At 67.4% G+C, this 5899-nt stretch carries 5 protein-coding genes and 1 pseudogene; 3 read left to right on the top strand and 3 right to left on the bottom strand.

Annotation, left to right across the window (positions count from 1 at the left end):
- Together RMN84_RS06995 and RMN84_RS07000 are read left to right on the top strand one after the other, a co-directional pair.
- Positions 1 to 480 (top strand): annotated as a pseudogene (locus tag RMN84_RS06995) (dihydrolipoyl dehydrogenase); the annotation flags it as partial.
- Between the two features lie 10 nt (positions 481 to 490).
- The gene (locus RMN84_RS07000) at positions 491 to 1180 is read left to right on the top strand and encodes a PepSY domain-containing protein (protein ID WP_309611465.1); all 690 of its coding nucleotides are present in this window, start codon (positions 491 to 493) and stop codon (positions 1178 to 1180) included.
- 4 nt (positions 1181 to 1184) lie between these two features.
- Here RMN84_RS07000 and RMN84_RS07005 read toward each other — a convergent pair whose 3' ends face one another.
- Both RMN84_RS07005 and sppA read right to left on the bottom strand, forming a co-directional pair.
- Positions 1185 to 1712: an N-acetyltransferase family protein gene (locus RMN84_RS07005; RefSeq protein WP_309611466.1), complete on the bottom strand. Its 528-nt coding sequence runs from the start codon at positions 1710 to 1712 to the stop codon at positions 1185 to 1187.
- Position 1713: 1 nt separating this feature from the next.
- Complete coding sequence (gene sppA / locus RMN84_RS07010) at positions 1714 to 3582, bottom strand: signal peptide peptidase SppA (protein WP_309611467.1); 1869 nt, start codon at positions 3580 to 3582, stop codon at positions 1714 to 1716.
- A gap of 105 nt (positions 3583 to 3687) precedes the next feature.
- Here sppA and RMN84_RS07015 point away from each other — a divergent pair, with 105 nt between their 5' ends.
- Entirely contained in the window at positions 3688 to 5073 is a 1386-nt protein-coding gene (locus tag RMN84_RS07015; protein ID WP_309611468.1) for an MATE family efflux transporter, read from the top strand.
- Here RMN84_RS07015 and RMN84_RS07020 read toward each other — a convergent pair.
- Entirely contained in the window at positions 5060 to 5680 is a 621-nt protein-coding gene (locus tag RMN84_RS07020; protein WP_309611469.1) for a L,D-transpeptidase family protein, read from the bottom strand. The two genes, RMN84_RS07015 and RMN84_RS07020, sit on opposite strands and share 14 nt — an antisense overlap.
- Between the last annotated feature and the right edge of the window lie 219 nt (positions 5681 to 5899).

Here is a 5899-nt window from a genome sequence, read left to right on the forward strand (position 1 = left end):
GGCATCTGGGCGATCGGCGACGTCATCCCCGGCCCGATGCTCGCCCACAAGGCCGAGGACGAGGGCATTGCCTGCGCCGAAAACATCGCCGGCGGCACCGGCATCGTCAATCACGACGTCATCCCGAGCGTGGTCTACACCATGCCCGAAATCGCCGGCGTCGGCCTGACCGAGGAGCAGGCGCGCGAAAAGACCGAGATCAAGGTCGGCAAATTCCCCTTCGCCGCCAACAGCCGGGCCAAGACCAACCGCGACACCGACGGCTTCGTGAAAATCATCGCCGACGCCAAGTCCGATCGCGTGCTCGGCGTATGGATCATCTCGTCACTGGCCGGCACACTGATCGCCGAAGCCTGCATCGCCATGGAGTTCGGCGCGACGAGCGAGGACATCGCCTACACCTGCCACGCCCACCCGACCCACGCCGAGGCGTTGAAGGAAGCAGCGATGGCGGTGCAGGGCAAGCCGATCCACATGTGAGGCGCGTGCGTTGAGCTTGACCCGAACCCACGTCCGCACGTCGCTGCGGAAGTACCATATCTGGCTCGGCTGGCTGATCGGCGTGCCGATGCTGTTCTGGACGCTGAGCGGCGTCGTGATGGTATGGAAACCGATCGACGAGGTGCGCGGATCGAAGCTGCTGGCCGATCCCGCGCCGATCGCGCTCGCCACGCGGGCGGTTGCGCCTGTGGTCCCCGGCAGCTTCACTAGCCTGACCCTCGAACCACGCGCCGATGGTCCACGCTGGGTGATCAAGTCGGTCGGCGGCAGCCGTCTCGCCGACCCCGCCACCGGCCGGTTCCTGCCTGCACTGACCGCCGCCGGCGCCTCGCGTGAAGTCAGGTCGCGCTATCGCGGTTCAGCGACCATTGCCTCGGTCACGCACACCGACCCCGCCCACGCCCCGCTCGACCTGCGCCGCGACATCGCCAGCTGGCAGGTGACGATGAGCGACGGCACGCATTTCTATGTCGATGCGGAAAGCGGCGCGATCGTCGCCACGCGGACGCGCTTCTGGCGCTTCTATGACTGGATGTGGGGGCTCCACATCATGGACCTGCAGGGTCGCGCGGACACCCACAACCCATGGATCGTCGGCTTCGGCATCCTCACCCTTGTGACGACCGTCCTCGCTCTCGTACTGCTCCCGCTGACGGGGCGACGGCGGCGCAAGCGCTGACCCGTTAGGCCGTGAGGGGCTCGACTGGTGGTTCGCTCCGCTCCGCCAGGTCGCGCTGAAAATAGCCGATGTCGATCCATTGGCCGAGCTTGTGGCCGGGCGCCCGGATCGTTCCGGCGAGGCAGTAGCCAAGCGCCTGGTGCAGCGCGACGCTGGACGTATTGGGTAGCGAGATGCTGGCGATGGCGGTGACGAACCCGGCTCGAGTGAGATCGTCGATCAGCGCCTCCATCAACGCCCGCGCTACGCCGCGCCGCTGCGCCGCCGGGGCGACATAGACGCCGGTCTCGACCGACCAGCGATAGGCCGAACGCGTGCGGAAGCAGCCGCTGCTGGCATAGCCGAGCAGCACGCCCGCCTCCTCCGCCACCAGCCACGGATAGGCGATCCCGTCGCCCGCCATGCGCCGCGCGACCTCCGTCGCGTCGGGAGCGACTTCCTCGAACGTCGCCGTGCTGGTCGCGACATAGGGGGCGTAAATGGCGGCGATCGCGGCGGCGTCGCTGGCCACCGCGCGCCTGATCGTCAGCACCTCATGACCAGAGCAGGCGCGCGATCATCGCCATCAATCCGGGCTTGGCGCCGTCTGCCTGCGGAGTTGCGGCAACCGGCCCGCATTCCAGGCAGCGCGCCTGGATCGACGGGCCGGACATGATCTGCTGCACTTCGGCCAGCGCGCGCTGCAGCTGCGACGCGGGTGAAGGTGCCAGCGCGGCGAACGCGTCGGTCGTCCCGGCACCGTCCTCGTCATCGCCCGAAAATATGTCCATCAACCCGTCGCGCAACGTGCCCGGTCGTTCGAGGTAGCGCACCCCGCGCTCGTCGCCGAGCTTGGCCAGCTCGGCCGCCTTGGCCACCGCCGCATCCATGTTGCCGAAGCCGTCGACCAGCCCGATCTGATGCGCCGTCCCGCCGTCCCACACCCGGCCTTGGGCGATCTTGTCGACGTCCGCCGGGCCCTTGTGCCGTGCCGCGCCGACGATCGCGAGAAAACGCCGGTAGATCGAGTCCACGCCTGCCTGGATCAGCTGCCCGGCTTCGGGCGAGGGGCCGTGAAACAGATCCGGCTCGCCCGACAGCGGGGTCGTGCGGATGCCGTCGGCGCCGACGCCGAGCTTCTGCAATGTTCCCTGGAAGCTGGGCAAGATCCCGAACACGCCGATCGATCCGGTGATGGTCGACGGCTCCGCATAAATATAGTCGGCCGGGGTCGTGACCCAGTAGCCGCCCGACGCGGCGACGCTGCCCATCGACACGACGATCGGCAGCTTGCGCTCCTTTGCCGCGAGCAACGCCTGGCGAATGCGCTCGCCCGCGGTGACTGAACCGCCCGGCGAATCGATCCGCACGACCAGCGCCTTCAGTCCCTTGTCTGCAATGCCCTTGCGGATGGCGTTGGCGATGCTGTCGCCACCGGCGGTGCCGAGCGGCGCCTTGCCGTCGACGATCATGCCGGCGATGGTGACGATGCCGATCGGACCGCGCGGGTTGCGATCGACGGTCGCGCGGACATAGCTGTCGAGGCGGATGGTGCGATAGCCGCCCCGGGCCTTGCCGTCCTCGCCCCCGATGCTGGCGAGCTTGCGTTCGAACAATCGCCGGTCGCCGACCTGGTCGACCAGCCCGGCATTGCGCGCGGCCAGCGCCAGATCGCCCCCGGCGGCCGCGACCGCGCCGGGCTGATCCTTCAGATAGGCATCGACCTTGGCCTGAGGTCGCGCCTTCGTCACGTCGTCGCGCCAATTGGCCAGCAGGACATCGCCGAGCGACTGCGCCGCCGCCTTCGCCTCGGGCGACATGTCGTTGCGGATAAAGGGCTCGACCGCCGACTTGTAGGTGCCGACCCGATAGACGTTCGCCGTCACCCCGAGCTTGTCAAGCAATCCCTTGTAATAGAGGTTCTGCGACCCCGGACCGGTGATCGCGACCGTGCCGAGCGGGTTGAGCCAGATCTCGCTGGCGTGGCTCGCCAGTTGATAGCCGTCGTCGGTGTAGCCGGTGGCGTAGGCCAGCACCGGTTTGCCGGCCGCCTTGACCCGGCCGACCGCCGCACCGAGTTCGCCGACCGCCGCCTGCCCGCCGCCGAGGAAGCCGTCGAGGTCGAGCGCAACCGCCTTGACCCGGTCGTCGGTCCGCGCGGCGTCGAGGGCCTGGACCATTTCGCGCAGGGAATATTCACGGATGCGACCGCCCTGGCCGGACAGGAGCGCAGTCGCGCTCGGCTTGGACGGCTGTTCGACCAGCGACCCGTTGAGCGCCAGGTCGAGCACGCCGTCGCGTACCGCCGGCGGCTTGATCGACAGCGCCGCATAGATGCCACCGAAGAATAATAGCAGCAGAAGCAGGACGAGCATGTCCTTGACCCCGACCAGCAGCTTCCAGATTGCCCGCACCAGACGCATGATCGACCCTTCGCAAAACGTGCTGCGCTGCTAACCCAGCAGCGGCAGGAATGCGAGGGGGGACGGCGGCTTGCGCAGGCGGCGGCGCTCACCCAAGGAACGCGCGTGCACGATTCACCCCGCCTTGATGAACTGCGCGCCATGCTGACGCTCGCTTGGCCGCTAGTGCTCGCCAACCTCACCCAGCAGGCGATCCAGGCAACCGACGTGCTGATGATGGGACGGCTCGGGGCGGCGCAGCTGGCGGGGGCGATCCTCGCGCTCAACCTGACCTTCACCTTCAACCTGTTGCTGCTCGGCCTGCTCACCGCCTCGTCGCCAATGATGGCGCTTGCGCTCGGACAGCGGTCGAACGCGGTGCGCGACGTGCGGCGGACCTTCCGCGCCGGGCTGTGGCTGCTGCTGCTGGCGATGCCGCCCTATTGGCTGCTGCTGTGGCACGTCGGCGCGATCATGCGGGCGTTCGGGCAGAGCGCGGAGCTGGCGGATATCGGCCAGACCTTCCTGCGCGCCTATATGTGGAGCACCGCGCCGTGGCTGCTGTTCCAGCTGCTGCGCAATTTCGTCGCCGCGCTCGAACGGCCGCAGAGCGTGCTGTGGCTCAGCGTCGCCGGGATCGCGCTCAATGCATTGCTCAGCTGGAGCCTGATCTTCGGTCATTTCGGGGTGCCCGCGATGGGGATCGTCGGCGGCGGCATCGGCAGCTCGCTTAGCTGGCTGGCGATGTCCGGCGCCTTGGCACTGGTCGTGCGCACCAACCGCCGGTTCCGCCGCTTTCACCTGTTCGGACGCTTCTGGCGATTCGATGGCGAGCGCGTGACAGCGATGGTGCGGCTCGGCTGGCCGATCGGGCTGACGATGGCGCTGGAAATGGGTGTGTTCGCGCTCGCCGCCTATTTCATGGGCTGGATCGGTGCGCCAGCGGTGGCGGCGCATGCCGTGGCACTGCAGATCGCGGCGCTGACCTTCATGGTGCCATTGGGTCTGGGGCAGGCGGCGACGGTTCGGGTCGGGCTGGCGCTAGGTCGCGGGGATCAGCGCGGCGTGTCCCGCGCGGGCTGGACCGCATGGTGGCTCGGCGTAAGCTTCATGGGGCTGATGGCGCTGGCGATGTGGCTCGCGCCGCAGTGGCTGGTGACGCTGTTCCTGACCGATATTCCCGCCAACACTCTGGTCATCGCGCTTGCGGTGAGCTTCCTCAAGGTAGCTGCGGCGTTCCAGCTGGTCGATGCCGCCCAGGTCATCGGCGCGGGCATGCTGCGCGGGTTGCATGACACGCGCTGGCCGCTGCTGTTCGCGCTGTTCGGCTATTGGGGGGTTGGGCTCGGCATCGGCGCGTGGCTTGCCTTTTCGCGCGACTGGCAGGGCGTCGGCATCTGGACCGGGCTGGCGAGCGGATTGGCAGTTGTCGCGCTGCTCATGCTGTGGCGCTGGACGCGGCGGGAGGCGCTTGGCCTCGTCACCGCGTCCACGCCGGTCAGGCTTCGATGATCACGGCGCTGCCGGTGCTGGTCAGGTTGAACAGTTTCGCGGCGAACTCCATCGGCAGGCGGATGCAGCCGTGCGACGCCGGATAGCCGGGCAGATGACCGCCGTGCAGCGCGACGCCATATTGGTTGAGCCGCTGCATGTAGGGCATTGGCGCATCATCATATTTCTGCGAACGATGAACCCTTTCCTTCGCCAGGATCGGGAAGGTACCAGTGGGTGTTTCATGGTCGGTCTTGCCGCTCGACACCGTCGACACGCCAATGAGTTCATCGCCGCGATAGACGAAGGCGAGCTGATCCGAGAGGCTGATGATGATCTTGGTCGGGCCGGTCGCGGGGATGTCCCGGGCCCAGCGATATTGGCCGGCAGCCAGCGCATCGACGCCGAACCGGTCGGCCATGTCGGCGCGCGCTACCGCCGCATCGGCATCGCTGGCAGTGGTAACCGCCTGGTCCGCTGCGGACGCCGACGCGTTTTCGGCCAACGATTCTTCGGAGGCCATCGCCGCCAGCGGGTCGGTCGGGGCGTCCTGAGCGATGCACAAAGTGCTGACGCTCGCCAGCAACGTGAACGCACCCAGGATGCGCGTAAAACGCGCTTCGTTCATCGCCAATGTCCTTCGTTTGGGGCCATTTTTTCGAACGGCGAACCTCTAATGCACAACGCGCGCTTGACGCTTTTGTGCCGCCGACCCATATGAGCGTCGGCGCTGGCACTCCCATCCGGTGAGTGCCAAATCGCAAACGTTCAACCATTAAAGGGAAATCAGGAAGATGGGTTTCAGGCCGCTTCATGACCGAGTCCTCGTCCGTCGGACAGAGGCAGA

Origin of the sequence: Sphingomonas sp., assembly GCF_031380695.1 — a bacterium.
Lineage (GTDB): Bacteria > Pseudomonadota > Alphaproteobacteria > Sphingomonadales > Sphingomonadaceae > Sphingomicrobium.

Bases quoted from the DNA above. Each gene is read 5' to 3' on its own strand.
- RMN84_RS07020 (WP_309611469.1), bottom strand. From the start codon at position 5,680: ATGAACGAAGCGCGTTTTACGCGCATCCTGGGTGCGTTCACGTTGCTG.
- sppA (WP_309611467.1), bottom strand. From the start codon at position 3,582: ATGCGTCTGGTGCGGGCAATCTGGAAGCTGCTGGTCGGGGTCAAGGAC.